The organism is Helicobacter japonicus, from assembly GCF_000762845.2.
Lineage (GTDB): Bacteria > Campylobacterota > Campylobacteria > Campylobacterales > Helicobacteraceae > Helicobacter_C > Helicobacter_C japonicus.
On sequence record NZ_JRMQ02000002.1, the window covers coordinates 280,311 to 293,377 of the forward strand.

Consider the following 13,067-nt stretch of genomic DNA (forward strand, 5'->3'; position numbering starts at 1 on the left):
AGATTTGAATTAAATTTTATATGTCACACATAGCCATACTTAGTGCGCTGTGTCGCTAAATAGTAAAGAATCACTAAAAAGCTTAAAAATTCAGCCACAATCACCGCGCCAAAGATTCCATTAATGCCTAAAAATAGAGGCAAAATAAGCACACAAAGCACTTGAAAAACAAAGGTGCGCAAAAAGGCGATGATAGCAGAGACTACGCCATTGTTCAGCGCGGTAAAAAACGCACTTGTCCAAATGTTAAGCCCCATAAAAATATAGGCGATTCCATAAATTTTACAAGCGGACGCGGTAAGCTCCAATAAAGATTCATCATAGCTTACAAAAATGTAGCTTAAAGGCTTTGCAAAAGCTTGACAAAAGACAAAAACGCCCACGCCACATACCGCCATAATCGCAAGACTTTTTTGCAACAAACTTGCAAGTTCCCTTTTGTCCCCTGCCCCATATTGAAAGCTAATGGTTTGAGAACTTGCAATGCTATACCCGCGAAACAATGCACAAAAGATAATGTTTAAATACATCACCACACCAAAGGCAGCAATCCCATCTTGCCCCACAAGGCGCATAAGTTGGTAATTGTAAAGAATATTGACAAGAGAGAGGGAGAGTTGGGAGACCATTTCGCTTGAGCCATTCATACAAGTGCGAAACAATATCACGCTATGCGCTTTGATAGCCTTTAATCCTTGCAAAATATCTAATCTAAGGGCTACCTCACTTTTACGCATAAAATAGACAAGTGGAAACATACCCGCTATTAACCAAGCTACTGCCGTAGCCACTGCTGCACCTAAGATTCCAAGCTCACATACAACAATCAAGACAAAATCTAAAACGACATTGCAAAGCCCCGCAATAAGGCTAATTTGAAAGCTAAGGTTGGGTTTATTCACCACAGAAAAGAAGCTTAAAAAGGCTTGTTGCAAAATAAAAGACGGAGTGATAGCAAAGAGAATCCTCCCATACACCACGCAAGATTCTAAAAGCTCACCCTCGCTTCCTAAGGCAATAGCAATCTCGGGCGTGAAAAGAAAGCCAAGAGCGGAAATAATGACACCAAAAAGCGTAAAATACACGATGATAAGCGAAAAATAAGTGTTAGCTAATCCCGCCTTGCCCTCTCCCAAAGTTTTTGCGACAATCGCACTGCCTCCCGCTCCAAGCATAAAACCCACCGCACCAAAGCCAATCAGCACAGGAATCATTAGATTTACCGCTGCAAAAGCAGCAGTTCCCACATAGTTTGCGACAAAAAATCCATCAATAATGCCAAAAATAGACATACTCACAATTACCAGCACAGAGGGCAAGGCAAAAGTAAGCAAGTCTTTGATGTTAAAATGCTTTGCAAGAGGATTTGTGTTTAAGGGATTTGTTTGTGGAGTGTTTGTAGAATTTATATTCTTGGAATCTTTGCTCATAAAGCCCCTTTTGGTGTTTTATAAGCGTATTATACAAAAACAATCACTTTCTTAAAATATGCAGATATTCCAAAGTGGAATCTTGCTTTTGGATTCGCTTAGAATCTGCCTTAAACCGCTGGTGCTTTTGGGTAACAAAAGAGTATTTGCCATATTTTTCAAAAATCTCTTGAATCTGCTCCAAACTAAGCAATCCCTCATCATTATAGCTTAGAAAAATCCACTCAAAATTTGCATTTTTGATGAGGTTTTCTAGCGCGTCTGCGACTTTTGCTTGTCTGCACCAAGCCGACTTTTCATACTCCCTTAAGCCTGTTTTGCCCTTTGGGATAAAGTCATCATACAAGGCAATCGTGTTTAAAAGATGATAGTTTGCGCCATACTCTCGCGCATTATAAGGCGGGTCAAGGTAGAGAATATCGCCCTTTATTTTGGTAATAAGTGTATTTGCGTCCTCATTAAATACCAAATGTTCGTTTTCATTGCATTCAAATTCCGCAGGATTTAGAATAAAACCTTTGTGCGCACTTTTTTTAAGGTGCTTTAGAAACGCTCCATACACAGAAGCGGTGTTTGCAACCTTATCAGCAGATTCTAAAAGAGAGGCAAGGAGAAAATAATATTCTTGTTTGTTGATGAATTTTTCCTCTTTCCATTGCGCAATTTGAGAGCGCACAGCGTCAATCCTTTGTGCATTTTCATCACTAAAATATTGCCTCCCACTCCCAGAACCAAGCGCATAGTGAGTATAGATTTTACCCTTTTGTGGTGGTGTTTGAATCGTATCATTAAGAATGTGGAGTAACTCATTAGCTCGGGCTAATTTTTGATGATTGCCAATATAATTTTGTGCCAAGACAAAGCTATAATATTCCTTATCGTTGCTGATAATCTGCTTGACTTGCGCTTTAAAAAGCCTTCCAACTACTGCAGTTCCAGCAAACATATCGCAAAAGATAGAATCTTTAAGGGGCTTTGTGTGGGCTTTTTGCAGCGTGGATTCTATGCTTGTTTGCAAAAAGTGAGAAAGTTTAAATTTAGAGCCAATGTAGTTCATTAAGTCTTAGGTTTGAAGCCATTTAATCTGATTGCAACTACTTCTCCAGTCGGTGGGTTTTTCTCTATGATATATGTTTCATTCAGTTTTGTTTTGGTAGTGCCACCTCTTGAGCCATCTCTAGCCCATGCGTATCCGTTATTAGAGCTTAATGGCTCATATTTTCCAACAAACTCACTTACATATACCCACCTTGAAACACCATTTTTATCAGGTTTGGCAAGTTCTAGAAATAAATCTGCTTGTGTTGCGTAACTGCTCATACATTCTCCTTTTTTAAAAAATTATTTCTATGCAATTATAGAATTAAAATACCTACTTTATATTCAAAAGCTTTTTCAAAAACTCTAAAAAATATTCCTTTGTATGTGTGCTTACTCTTTTAAAGTATTTTTCAACCACTCTTTTGCCATCATCAGAATCCGCTATTTCTATCACTCTCCCTGTTTTGTCATAAATCCACCTATCTCTATCAGGGCGGTTACACACTTGGCATTGAGGGATAACATTCCCAAACTCTAAAGGTAAAGCTGGATTCATGTGTCCCTCTTGTAATATAGTTCTTTCATTTTTTCTAAAATTATGAGGCTCTCCCTCCACGCTTCCACAAGTCGCACATTTATAACCATATTCTTTTTTTAAGCTTTCAAAGTCTGCGGATTCTATCCCACTTCGTCTATCGGGTTTAAATGAGGGATAAGGTTTTTCTAAAGTAATAAGTTGATAATATCCCGCTGGAATCTTTTGCCCTATATCGCCCCTCGTGCCTGAAACAATATAGAATCCGCCCTGCTTACTTAAGTGTCTTGCTTGTTGCACATCACTTACATTGGGGTAAAATGCTCTTATAAATTCTGTTAATTCCCCCTTTGAAACTGCTTGTGTATGAGGATAATTTCTTGCTAAATACACAAGAACTAAGGCGTCTTTAGTGTAATACCCTTTGGAATCTTTTAATTTCACAAGCTTTACCCCATAATCTTTAAGGTATTCTTCGTAATACTTAGCAATGGTTTTGAAGGTTTCTAAAACTTCTTGCTCATTCATTTTAAAATCCTGCTTTCTAAAACTTCTTGCTCTATTCGTTTTTTTGCTATTTCAAAATATTTTTTCTCAATCTCATAACCTATAAAAAAGCGATGATTGTTTAAAGCCGCAATGCCGTGAGAACCACTTCCCATAAAGGGGTCTAGCACGATTTGCTCCTCTTGCGTAAAAAGTCTAACAAGATGAGAGATGAGACATACAGGTTTAGGCGTTAAATGCTCTATTTTTATATTGCTCTCATTCTTTCTTGTGTGTTTGCTCACCTCCATTACATTGCTAGGAAACCTCCCATCTAAACTCTCTTTTGTGTTGATAAGCCCTAGTTTATGCTTTTGCCAATTTTGCACGAATGTTCCCTCTTTTGGTTTTTGTGCCATTACCATAGGTTCAATTTGAGGTTTTAATTGAGGTGTTTTATAGCCCTCTAATTCTTTGATTAAAGATTCTTTTTGCGCTTGTGTTAAATTTTTGTCCTTTTTGATAAAGTGTGTTTGAGAGAATGCTTTTGCTTGTCCCTCATATTTCCACGCTAACATATCTCGTATTTCAAATCCTGCCAAATCCAAACTCATTGCCATTCTATGATAAAGCCTCGCTTGAGAGAACACAATACAAAATCCACCGGGCTTTAAGATTCTATAAAATTCATTTGCTAGAGGATTCATAAACTCTTGCAATCTCTCCCCTTGAGCTTTATCAAATTTCATACCCACAGGTAAGCCCCCAATTACTCCACTTTTTGAAGCTTTGGTTTTAAGATTTGTATCATTCCATTCACTCCCCATACCATCAATAAAATAAGGTGGGTCAGTAATAATACAATCAATAGAATTATTAGAAAGTGCTTTAAGTCCCTCTGTGCAATCTTGGTTATAAATGCTAAATTTTGATGTAATAAATTGCGTATTAGAATCCTTAATGTTTTGCGCACTATCTATTCTTGCGGTCATAAATCCTCCTTGCATATCCTTAAAATCATCAAATTATAGCACAACAAAGATAAGCAAGCATTTCTAGTGGCTTTCACTCTACCTCTTGACAAAAAATAAGTGTAAGATTCTATAATATCACATATATTTTATGTTAAGGAGGAAGTATGTGTTTTACAATCAATGATGAAAACAACTTTTTCAAAGATAAAGAGAGTGCCTATATAGAGCCACCCAAAAAATGCCATTTTTGCTAAAAATAGCCGTTTATTTAGCGCAAAAAAGCGTCAAGAAAGAAGTGCTCATCGCTAAACTTTTGACTTGGTATCCTAAGGCAGCGGTGAGTTCTGCAGTTTTAGAAAGCCTCGTAGCTCACGATGATGCAGAGATTAATAAGCGGATTCTAAAAATCATTCGTGTGCAGGTTTCTATGCTGGTGGCTTGTCCATTTTGCATTGATATGAATGCCTTTGAGTATGAAAAATTTGGATTGAGCCTTGATGAAATCCAAGCGATAGCCGATAAAAATTACACTCATCATACCTTTAGTGAAAAAGAAAGGATTGTCCTGCAATACACAGAAATGGCGACAAACACACCTGTTTTTATTTCAAAAGAGATTGTTTGTAGTCTCAAGGAGCATTTTTCTGAACGTGGCATTGTAATTATTGCCTCAACTATTGCGCAAGTGAATTATTGGTCAAGGCTTATCCGCGCTCTTGGTGTGCCTGTGGCTGGATTTGGCAGTATCTGTCGATTAGAGGAAAAAGACTAATCCCACCTCATAAAAGCAAATATATAAAATATATTCTCCATACCCCCTTGACAAACACTAAGTGTCAGGCTTTATAATTACAGAATCTATTTTACACTAAAGGAGTAGTAATGGCAAAAATATTGTTATTTTTTATGCTGATGTTTAGCTTAACATCTCATCTGTTTGCAGAACAAGCGCAGGTAAAAACGCTTTTGATTGCCTCACACCCTTATCCAGAAAAATCCACTTTTATTAAGGGCTTAGAGGAAGCTGCAAGAAGTGTGAAAGGCGTGGAGGTGCGGAATCTTGAAAGCCTCTATGGCTATGATACAAGGGCAATCAATGGAGCAAAAGAGCGGGAGATTACAAGGCAGTATGACAGAATCGTGTTTTTGTTCCCTACGCATTGGTTTAATATCACGCCGATGATGAAAGCCTACCTCAACGAGACTTGGGGAAGTGTGGGACCTGATTTATGGAAGGGCAAAGAAATGCTAATCGTTTCTACCGCAGCAGGAGGCTCTAGCACCTATGGCAAAAATGGCAGAATCGGCGTGGAGCTTAAAGATGTGTTTTTGCCAATGAAAGCAAGTGCTTTGCATTGTGGTATGACATATTTAGAACCTCTTGTTTTTGAAGCAGTGAGCCATTCAAAACTAGAATCCTATCAAAAAGCCCTCATTGAGCGGCTAAGCAAATAATCATCATAAGGAGAGAAAATGCAAAACACAAGACGAGAATTTTTAGGCAAAAGTGCAGCCCTAGCAGGAATGGCATTTTTCGCGCCCAACCTATTGTTTGGTGCGCAAGGAACAAAGGCAAAATCCATTTTAAAGGACTATTTTATGCTAAACGATGGCAAGGAGATTCCAAAGCTTGGGCTTGGGACTTGGCGCATTGATGATAATGCGGTGGAAGCAGCGGTGCAAGAGGCTTTTAAGGTGGGCTATCGCCACATTGATACCGCACAAGCTTATGGCAATGAAAGAGGTGTAGGCGAGGCGGTGCGTAGCTCCAAGATTCCACGCGAGGAGATTTTCATCACAAGTAAAATCCGCGCAGGATACAAGGATTACAAAAGCGCGAGGGATTCCATAGACACTTCTTTAAAGACAATGAAGCTAGATTCCATTGATTTAATGCTCATTCACAGCCCACAGCCTTGGAATAGCTTTAGACAAGGCGATTATTTTAAAGAAAATGTAGAAGTCTATAACGCGCTAGAGGACGCGCAAAAGGCGGGTAAGGTGCGCTCCATTGGGGTGAGCAACTTTTTACAAAAAGATTTAGAAAATATCCTCAAAAATTGCAAAGTTAAACCCGCAGCAAATCAGATTCTATGCCATATTGGCAACACGCCTTTTAGTTTGCTAGATTACTGCAAAAGTCAAAATATCCTCGTAGAAGCGTATTCGCCTATTGCGCACGGAGAGCTTTTGAAAGACCCTCGCGTGATAGAGTTAGCTAAAAAATACAATGTCAGCCCCGCGCAAATTTGTATCCGCTATACTTTGGAGCTAGGGCTTGTTTCTTTGCCAAAGAGCAAAACTCCCAAATACATTGCAGAGAATGCGCAGGTGGATTTCACATTTTCAAGCGCAGATTTAGAGGCACTTAAAAAACTCACCTTTAAAGATTACGGCGCACATTCATATTTTCCTGTATTTGGCGGGAAGTGAGAAAAAAAGAGAGAAAGTTTAAATCCCCTTGACAAAGTGTTGGGATTTATAATTTATGCAATCTTTTTTAAGATTCTATCAAAAGGAGTAAAAATGAAAAACTTAGTTGTATTTTTTAGCGCAAGTGGAATCACAAAGGAAGTTGCGCAAACTTTAACAGAAGCCGCAAATGCGGAAGTTTTTGAGATAATCCCCGCGATTCCTTATTCTCAAGCGGATTTGGATTGGAGAGATGAGCAGAGCCGCAGCACTTTAGAGTGCAAGGACAAAGCCTCGCGCCCAAAAATTGCTAAAGACATAGATATTTCAAGCTACGATACAATCTTTATTGGATTCCCCATTTGGTGGTATAGTGCGCCACAGATTATTTTTACCTTGTTAGAATCCCACGATTTTAGTGGCAAAGTCATCGTGCCTTTTTGCACAAGCGGTGGGAGTGATTTGAGCAATGCCCCGCGTGATATGGCAAAGTGCGCTCCTAATGCGATTTTTAAAGAGGGCAAACGCTTTAACTTTGGCACAAGCAAGGCGAAACTCACAAAATGGCTTGAGGGTTTAGGGATTTGAGAATGCTCACAGCATAAAAGGATTTTAACTTATTTAAGATATAATCCGTGCTTTAAATTGCGACAAAGGAGCAAAGAATGGTATTTGGGAGTATTCTTATCATTGTTGGTATTATTGCTTTTGGAGTGATATGGCTTATTGGTGCTTATAATTCTCTAGTAACCTTAAAAAACCGCGCACAAAATGCTTTTTCGCAAATTGATGTGCAACTCAAGCGGCGATATGATTTAATCCCAAATCTCATTGAAATCGCTAAAAAATACCTAAGCCACGAGCAAGAAACCTTGATGAAAGTCATAGAGGCAAGAAACACTGCAAAAAGCGCACTAGACAATGTTGCAAACAATGCTCCCGATGCTATCAATGCACTGAATAATGCTGAAAAATCTTTGCAAAACGCCTTGATGAATTTCAATATGACAATGGAAGCCTACCCTGACTTAAAGTCAAATACTACGATGATACAGCTAAGTGAGGAGTTAGCTTCCACAGAGAATAAAATTGCTTTTGCGCGTCAAGCCTATAATGATAATGTAACAAACTTCAATACCTGCAGACAAATCTTTCCAAATAACATTATTGTAGGATTCTTTTCGCAATTCGCGAAAGATTTACCCCTGTTAGAGTTTGAGGAGAATCGTGAGGTATTAAACCAAGCACCCAAAGTGCAGTTTTAAGGTTTTTTGCAATCTTATAGGGTGTGCTTATGGATTTAGTAGATTCTATTTTTTTGGATAATCATTTTCTTTTAGCCTTGCCTCTAAGCGTTAAGGCTTTGCTTATGGCATTTATCATTGTGGTGTGGATAGTTACCTATAATAAACTTCCCAAAAAAAGTGGTATTTCGTTTGAACTTCTTTCTGTTTTCTTTCTGATCTTATTTGCGGGTGTGTTGCTTAATTCTTCTTCACAAATTGTAGATTTCCTAAATTCTTGCGCAAGGTTTTTTGCAGACATACGCACATCTCTAGGTTTTGATGCGCCCACTCGGTATTTTTTTAATATCAAAACCCTCATTGCACTTCTTGTTTTTGTCGCATTTAGCACATTCATTTTATTCTTTATCACACGCACTATTTTGGGTAGGGAAGTGAAGCTATCCAATACATTTTGGGAGCATAAAGACACTGCACAATCTAAGATTTTATGGTGCAACGCTCTCTTTTTTATAATGCTATTTTTGATTTTTTTGACTGCTTTTTCTTGTTTTGGGCTGATTTTTATTTTGCTAGATAATCCTAGTCAGTTTAATGTAGCTGTGCCATCTCCTTTTGATTTGCCACCTAGAAAAATGGTTCTTGTAGCGGATAATTCTTCTGAAAATTTTCTTATTTCTCTAGTTTTAGCATTTGTCTTAGTTGCGGTGATTTTTTGCGCCTTTGTTTTTCAAAAATTCTCTTTGGCAAAGCACAGCATTGACAAACTCGCAAAAACACTCAATGCCACAGAAATTACAGAATCTAGTAATTTAGAACAAAAAGAACGAGTGCTTTTAAATGTGATTGCAGAAATGGCAATTGCCTCCTCTTGCCCTATGCCACGCGTGTTTATTCTCAAAGAAGAGAAAGGTATCAATGCAATGTGTAGCGGAGAATATTTTGGCAAAGAGAAAGAAAAAATAGCAATTTTTGTAACGCAAGGTGCGCTAGATATTCTAAGTCGTGATGAGCTTCAAGGCGTAATAGGACACGAATTTTCACACGCTTTTCATCGTGATGTTGCGCTCAATCTTAGAATCTTCGCGCTTGTATTTGCATTAAGTTGCGTAGTGGTAGCGGGTGAAATATTGCTTGAGGCGATGTCCAATAGCTCTAAAAGAACTTCTCGCTCTAAAGATGATGGCAAAGGCTTTGTCGCACTTGCTGGCGTTGCGCTTGTGTTTTATGTGCTGGGATTTTTAGGTATGTTTTTTGCGCAAATCATTCAAGCAGCAATTTCGCGTCAAAAGGAATTTTTAGCTGACGCCTCAAGCACACAATACACACGCAATCCTCAAGGCATAAAATCTGCTCTACAAAAAATTGCACAGGTTTCAAGCACCTATCAAGCAAGTGAAGATTCTCCCAAAAAGCCTACCTATCTTACCAACCCCAAAGCAAGTTCTTGCGCACATATGTTTTTCCTGCCTTGCCGTGCTATGATTTTTGCCACACACCCTCCATTAGAGCAACGAATCCTCCGCCTAGAACAAATGGGCGCAAAATAATAGAATCAATTTTCATCATTTTTCGCTTCGCCCCCTTGACAAACACTAAGTGTCAGGCTTTATAATTCTAGAATCTATTTTTTAAGGAGCAAAAATGCAAGAACATTTAATACCACAAGACATGGCTTTGTATTCTAGGCGGGATTTTTTGAAAACTTCTGCAATGCTTGGCATTGCTTTAAGTGTAGGCGCATTGCCACTTTTTGGTGCGGATTCTAAAATCCAAATGCCCACACGCACACTAGGCGCAGGAAGTTATGCCTTAAGTGTTTCTGCTCTCGCCTTTGGTTGTATGGGGCTAAACTACCACCGCTCACAAAGCTTAAGCAAAAAGGAATCTTTAAAGATTTTAGAAGCTGCCATAGAATCGGGCATTACGCTTTATGATACTGCGCAAGTGTATGGACCAGATAGCAATGAAATCTTAGTAGGCGAACTCTTAAAGCCTTATAGAGACAAACTTTTTATCACCACCAAATTTGGCTTTGGTAAGGACGCAAGTGTGCTAGATAGCTCACCTAAGCGCATTCGCGAAGTTGTGGAACAAAGCCTAAAAAGACTAAATTTAGAGCAGATTCCGCTTCTTTATCAACATAGATTTGACCCCAAAACGCCGATTGAGGAGGTGGCAAATTGCGTGAAAGATTTAATCAAAGAGGGCAAAGTTGCGCGGTTTGGCGTATGTGAGCTAAGTGCAAAAAGCATTGAAGCAGCACATAAAATTTGTCCCATTACTGCCGTGCAAAGCGAATACCACCTAATGTGGCGCAACCCTGAAAGTGAGATTTTCCCTACATTAGAGCGGCTAAAAATTGGCTTTGTTGCCTATTCTCCGCTTAATCGTGGCTACCTAAGTGGCAAACTCAATAGGGATTCTAAGTTTGATAAAAACAACGACAATCGCGCAACTTTCCCGCGATTCCAACCCGATGCAATGGAGGCAAATTACCAAATTATTGAGGCATTAATAGAATTTGGCAAGGGCAAGAATCCACACACTAAAGATTCTAACGCCACTCCCGCACAAGTAGCCATTGCGTATCTTTTAAACAAAAAGCCTTATATTGTCCCGCTTTTTGGCACAACGAGTAAGGTGCATTTAGAGGAGAATATCAATGCTTTGGCTGTGAAACTTAGCAAGGCAGATATGAAGGCATTAGATTCTAAACTTGATAAAATCACAATCATAGGCGATAGATACCCCGCTGAACAAGCAAACAGAGTGGGGAAATAATACTTTAATGCAGGTGGAATCTTTATTGTCTTTATCGGAGATTCCATCTTTTTACCTAATGCGATTCTCCCCATTTTAAGATAAATTCACTTCCCTTATTGCACCCACTTTGACAAGTGATTGTAATCCCATAGAGTTCGCAGACGCTTTTAACGAGGCTTAAGCCTATGCCAAAGCCGCCAAGATGAGATTCAAAGCGTGTATAACGTTCAAAGATTTTCTTTTGATTTTGCTCTTTTATCCCACAACCACTATCTTTAATACTTAAAAAATGCTTCTTTAAAACGATGACAATCTCACCCCCTCTAGGCGTATATTTCACCGCATTGCTTAAGAGATTATCTACTAAAAGCTTCATATTATCCGCATTTGCATTGATAAATGAGGGATTGATTTCTGTTTGCAAAGCAATGGCTTTTTGCGTGATTAAAGGCGTGAAATATTCTATTCTTTGTTTAAGAATCTTAGCCAAGTCAAGATTCTCTTTCGTGGCGTTTGTGAGAGGGAAATTAAAGGCAATGAGATTTTGATAAATTGACTTAAGGTTCTGCGCTCCAAGCTCTATGTAGCGGATTGTTTGAAGGTTTTTAGAATCTAGCTTTGTTTTATCTAGTTGTGCTACTCCCATTAAAATCACGCTTAAAGGCGTATTAATCTCGTGGGTGGAATCTTTAATAAAGTGATTGAGCGTGTGGAATTTCTCCGCTACCGGGCGCAAAGAGAGTTTTACTAGAAAATACACAACAACTCCAATAGCTACAAGAGAGAAAATCAAAATGAGCGCGCTTTGCAATCGCAATTTATCTAGCTCACTTGCAATATAATTTGTTTGTATATTCTCCTCTAAGGGTTTTGTGGCAAAGTGGCTAGGTTGCCAGATTGTAGAGCCAATCAACTCGCCTTGCAAAATCAAAGAAAGCCCTAAATTATTAAAAACTTTAGATGTTTTCTCGTTTCTTTTGGGGAGATTATAAGGGGGCAATGTAAAAATTTTTTCTAAAGGAATGCGGCGAAAATTGACAAAAAACTGATTGTTTTCATAGAGGAGGTGTAGCTCCTTTTGGTGTGAAAGGATAGAATCCAAATTTTTAGGCATTTGCGTAAGAGTGCTAAAAAGCACATTTTTATTTTTATCCACAAGCGCAAAGGGCGAGGAGATTTGCCCTTGAAGTTTGGAGAGAGATTGCATATCAAGCTCTCTCACAGAGGTTTTAGAGGAATCTTGCTCCAATGTGGGAGAAATGAGATTTTGCGTGATAAAATCCACAAGATAAACATATTCATTGCGCATTTGAATCATTTGTTGCAAGCGCAAGGAATTAATGCGGTTTTCGTAAAAAAGATAAAGAAAAATGCCTAAAAAAATCGCGCTTGTGCCGACATAAAGAAGCAAAATCTTAACAATGCTATTGTGGAATCCCTCATTAGTTTTGAAAGAAAAGGGTTGTGCTTTCATTGCAAGTCTTTACAATAACAATATCCAAAGCCCTTTTGGGTGATAATGCTTTCTTTGCCTAGAATCTTTCTTAAATTCTTGACATATACCCTTAAGGCTATTGCGCTAGGCTCTTCGTTGTATTCCCAAAGTGTATCAAAAATCTGCTCTAAAGAAACAAAGTTTTTGTGATGGGATAAAAGCAAGGCGAGCAATTCCTTTTCTTTTATTGTAAGAGAAATCATCTCATCACCACGATAAAGGGCTTTGTGCGTGAGATTAAATTGTAATCCCTTTTGCTTATCCAAAGTCAAAAACTCATCATCATAGTGAAAGAATCGCCTTTTTAACAAACTCGCAACGCGCAAAAGCAACTCATCTATATCAAAAGGCTTTTTGATATAATCATCACAGCCGCTGACATAACCTTCCTTTAAATCCTCTAGGCAAGCAAGTGAGGTTAAAAACACAGCGGGCGTATTTTTACCCGCTTCGCGCAGAGTTTTAAGCACTTCAAAGCCATTGCCTAAGGGAACTTTAACATCTAAAATCCACAAATCAAAGTTTTTCTCATAAGCGCATTCTAATGCTTCCTCCGCATTGACACACAGGCTTACCTCATATCCCATGCTTTTTAAGCAGTCAAAAAGCATTTCAGAGAGCAAAGTATCATCTTCTAAAAGCAGAATCTTAGCTGCCATTACCAACCTTTTTATACTATTTTAA

Annotated in this window: 14 protein-coding genes; 7 read left to right on the top strand and 7 right to left on the bottom strand. The window is 38.6% G+C overall.

Annotated elements, in window-relative coordinates; translation table 11 throughout:
• Positions 1-23 precede the first annotated feature (23 nt).
• Genes LS65_RS03010 through LS65_RS03030 form a run of 5 tightly spaced genes read right to left on the bottom strand, consistent with a single transcriptional unit; the run spans position 24 to position 4,484 of the window.
• On the bottom strand, positions 24-1,430 hold the full coding sequence (locus LS65_RS03010) for an MATE family efflux transporter (RefSeq protein WP_138129746.1): 1,407 nt from the start codon (positions 1,428-1,430) through the stop codon (positions 24-26).
• 43 nt (positions 1,431-1,473) lie between these two features.
• Positions 1,474-2,487, bottom strand: coding sequence for a DNA adenine methylase (locus tag LS65_RS03015; protein ID WP_034362609.1), 1,014 nt, complete (start codon positions 2,485-2,487; stop codon positions 1,474-1,476).
• Entirely contained in the window at positions 2,487-2,750 is a 264-nt protein-coding gene (locus tag LS65_RS03020; protein WP_034362607.1) for a hypothetical protein, read from the bottom strand. The genes LS65_RS03015 and LS65_RS03020 overlap by 1 nt, the downstream gene beginning before the upstream one ends.
• Before the next feature lie 52 nt (positions 2,751-2,802).
• On the bottom strand, positions 2,803-3,534 hold the full coding sequence (locus LS65_RS03025; RefSeq protein ID WP_034362604.1) for a hypothetical protein: 732 nt from the start codon (positions 3,532-3,534) through the stop codon (positions 2,803-2,805).
• Positions 3,531-4,484 carry a DNA-methyltransferase gene (locus LS65_RS03030; protein ID WP_034363789.1) on the bottom strand — a complete coding sequence of 318 codons (954 nt, stop codon included), beginning with the start codon at positions 4,482-4,484 and terminating at the stop codon, positions 3,531-3,533. Before LS65_RS03030 ends, LS65_RS03025 begins: the two co-directional genes overlap by 4 nt.
• 220 nt (positions 4,485-4,704) lie before the next feature.
• Between LS65_RS03030 and LS65_RS03035 the strand changes: the two genes are divergently transcribed.
• The 7 genes from LS65_RS03035 to LS65_RS03065 all read left to right on the top strand — a co-directional run bounded on the left by LS65_RS03035 (position 4,705) and on the right by LS65_RS03065 (position 10,906).
• Complete coding sequence (locus tag LS65_RS03035; RefSeq protein WP_201274305.1) at positions 4,705-5,238, top strand: carboxymuconolactone decarboxylase family protein; 534 nt, start codon at positions 4,705-4,707, stop codon at positions 5,236-5,238.
• A gap of 110 nt (positions 5,239-5,348) precedes the next feature.
• Complete coding sequence (locus LS65_RS03040; RefSeq protein WP_052060979.1) at positions 5,349-5,921, top strand: NAD(P)H-dependent oxidoreductase; 573 nt, start codon at positions 5,349-5,351, stop codon at positions 5,919-5,921.
• 18 nt (positions 5,922-5,939) lie between these two features.
• Positions 5,940-6,899, top strand: a complete 960-nt coding sequence (locus LS65_RS03045; protein WP_138129747.1) for an aldo/keto reductase — start codon at positions 5,940-5,942, stop codon at positions 6,897-6,899.
• A 93-nt stretch (positions 6,900-6,992) separates the two neighbouring features.
• Positions 6,993-7,466 (top strand): flavodoxin, encoded by a 474-nt coding sequence (locus LS65_RS03050; protein ID WP_034360647.1) that lies wholly within the window; start codon positions 6,993-6,995, stop codon positions 7,464-7,466.
• Positions 7,467-7,543: 77 nt separating this feature from the next.
• Positions 7,544-8,143, top strand: a complete 600-nt coding sequence (locus LS65_RS03055) for a LemA family protein (RefSeq protein ID WP_034360645.1) — start codon at positions 7,544-7,546, stop codon at positions 8,141-8,143.
• Positions 8,144-8,172: 29 nt separating this feature from the next.
• Complete coding sequence (locus LS65_RS03060) at positions 8,173-9,672, top strand: M48 family metalloprotease (RefSeq protein WP_052060977.1); 1,500 nt, start codon at positions 8,173-8,175, stop codon at positions 9,670-9,672.
• Between the two features lie 94 nt (positions 9,673-9,766).
• Positions 9,767-10,906 carry an aldo/keto reductase gene (locus LS65_RS03065; RefSeq protein WP_052061120.1) on the top strand — a complete coding sequence of 380 codons (1,140 nt, stop codon included), beginning with the start codon at positions 9,767-9,769 and terminating at the stop codon, positions 10,904-10,906.
• 55 nt (positions 10,907-10,961) lie between these two features.
• Here the strand turns inward: LS65_RS03065 and LS65_RS03070 are convergent, their stop codons facing one another.
• Both LS65_RS03070 and LS65_RS03075 read right to left on the bottom strand, forming a co-directional pair.
• Positions 10,962-12,362: a sensor histidine kinase gene (locus LS65_RS03070; RefSeq protein WP_034362601.1), complete on the bottom strand. Its 1,401-nt coding sequence runs from the start codon at positions 12,360-12,362 to the stop codon at positions 10,962-10,964.
• Positions 12,359-13,042, bottom strand: a complete 684-nt coding sequence (locus LS65_RS03075; protein ID WP_034362598.1) for a response regulator transcription factor — start codon at positions 13,040-13,042, stop codon at positions 12,359-12,361. The genes LS65_RS03070 and LS65_RS03075 overlap by 4 nt, the downstream gene beginning before the upstream one ends.
• Positions 13,043-13,067 lie beyond the last annotated feature (25 nt).

What these genes read in the sequence shown, in the direction of transcription:
- LS65_RS03060 (WP_052060977.1), top strand. Translation starts at nt 8,173, where the DNA reads ATGGATTTAGTAGATTCTATTTTTTTGGATAATCATTTTCTTTTAGCC.
- LS65_RS03010 (WP_138129746.1), bottom strand. Translation starts at nt 1,430, where the DNA reads ATGAGCAAAGATTCCAAGAATATAAATTCTACAAACACTCCACAAACA.
- LS65_RS03035 (WP_201274305.1), top strand. Translation starts at nt 4,705, where the DNA reads ATGCCATTTTTGCTAAAAATAGCCGTTTATTTAGCGCAAAAAAGCGTC.
- LS65_RS03055 (WP_034360645.1), top strand. Translation starts at nt 7,544, where the DNA reads ATGGTATTTGGGAGTATTCTTATCATTGTTGGTATTATTGCTTTTGGA.
- LS65_RS03050 (WP_034360647.1), top strand. Translation starts at nt 6,993, where the DNA reads ATGAAAAACTTAGTTGTATTTTTTAGCGCAAGTGGAATCACAAAGGAA.
- LS65_RS03040 (WP_052060979.1), top strand. Translation starts at nt 5,349, where the DNA reads ATGGCAAAAATATTGTTATTTTTTATGCTGATGTTTAGCTTAACATCT.
- LS65_RS03030 (WP_034363789.1), bottom strand. Translation starts at nt 4,484, where the DNA reads ATGACCGCAAGAATAGATAGTGCGCAAAACATTAAGGATTCTAATACG.
- LS65_RS03065 (WP_052061120.1), top strand. Translation starts at nt 9,767, where the DNA reads ATGCAAGAACATTTAATACCACAAGACATGGCTTTGTATTCTAGGCGG.
- LS65_RS03020 (WP_034362607.1), bottom strand. Translation starts at nt 2,750, where the DNA reads ATGAGCAGTTACGCAACACAAGCAGATTTATTTCTAGAACTTGCCAAA.
- LS65_RS03015 (WP_034362609.1), bottom strand. Translation starts at nt 2,487, where the DNA reads ATGAACTACATTGGCTCTAAATTTAAACTTTCTCACTTTTTGCAAACA.
- LS65_RS03070 (WP_034362601.1), bottom strand. Translation starts at nt 12,362, where the DNA reads ATGAAAGCACAACCCTTTTCTTTCAAAACTAATGAGGGATTCCACAAT.
- LS65_RS03045 (WP_138129747.1), top strand. Translation starts at nt 5,940, where the DNA reads ATGCAAAACACAAGACGAGAATTTTTAGGCAAAAGTGCAGCCCTAGCA.
- LS65_RS03025 (WP_034362604.1), bottom strand. Translation starts at nt 3,534, where the DNA reads ATGAATGAGCAAGAAGTTTTAGAAACCTTCAAAACCATTGCTAAGTAT.
- LS65_RS03075 (WP_034362598.1), bottom strand. Translation starts at nt 13,042, where the DNA reads ATGGCAGCTAAGATTCTGCTTTTAGAAGATGATACTTTGCTCTCTGAA.